This is a genomic window from Xanthomonas cucurbitae (genome assembly GCF_002939885.1).
Classification (GTDB): Bacteria; Pseudomonadota; Gammaproteobacteria; order Xanthomonadales; family Xanthomonadaceae; genus Xanthomonas; species Xanthomonas cucurbitae.
Genome location: NZ_MDED01000107.1, coordinates 1 through 1,048 on the forward strand (window position 1 = coordinate 1; position 1,048 = coordinate 1,048).

General features: G+C 65.2%; 1 pseudogene. It reads left to right on the forward strand.

The annotated features are described in order from the left end of the window. Nucleotides 1-97: 97 nt before the first annotated feature. Nucleotides 98-955 (forward strand): annotated as a pseudogene (locus XcuCFBP2542_RS18925) (MobA/MobL family protein); the annotation flags it as partial. Nucleotides 956-1,048 lie beyond the last annotated feature (93 nt).

Consider the following 1,048-nt stretch of genomic DNA (forward strand, 5'->3'; position numbering starts at 1 on the left):
GCGACGGCGCTGATGCGCTGCAAGCCTTGCCCAGAGCGAGTTTTGCGCATGGCAAGCAACTTTCTTGGCTGAGGGATGGGGCTAATCAGGTTCGTCTATCGCAGCGGCCGCCTATCGTGCCGGTCTGCTGCTGGAGGACGCGCTCACCGGCTTGCGCCACGACTACCGCCGGCGGGACGGCGTCGTCGAAACACGCTGCATCGCTCCCGAGGACGCGCCCGATTGGGCCCTGGTCCCCGCTGAGCTCTGGCGGGCGGCGGAGGCTGCCGAGCGTCGCAAAGATTCGACGGTCGCCCGGGAGTTCGAGTTTGCATTGCCCCACGAACTTGATGATCTCCAGCGGTCAGACCTGGCCGTGGAAGTCACCCGTGCGCTCGTCGCGCGCTATGGCTTCGCGGCGCAGGCCAGCATCCACAGCCCCGGCAGCAAGGACGGCTTGAACTGGCACGTCCATGTCTTGGCCACGACGCGGCGTATGGGGCCGGACGGTCTCACGGACAAGACAAAGGAACTGGACGGCGGGCCGTCGGGACGTGTCGAGGTGCAGTGGGTGCGCGAACTCATCGCCTCCACCATCAACGCGCACCTTGAGAAGGCGGCGCTTGAGATTCGGGTGGACCACCGCCGACTTGAGGTCCAAGCCGAAGATGCACTGGCTCGTGGAGACTTGGCTACCGCCGTCGTCCTGTCCCGGGAGCCCACCAAGCACGTCGGCAAAAACGGCACCGCGCTGGCTCGACGGGGCCAGCCGTCGGAGCGTTCGGACGCAAACCGTCGAATCGAAGAATCCAATGAGGAGACATTCCAAAAAATCATCGCTGTGTTCGAGCAAGAAGGGCGCGCCATGCCGGTGCCCGATGGTCATAGCCGGGCCCAAGCCGAGCGCGAGGCTCGCCGCCCTTCCGACGCTATTTCTCTGCCATTGGGGCGCGGGGCGGGGCGCATCGAGATGTCGAGCCCCCCCATGTCACGATAGTTGTCCGCTCCCCTGAATCCTCAGATGGAGAGCCCGATGGCCCGCTACAGCCCCGAACTCAAAGACCAGATC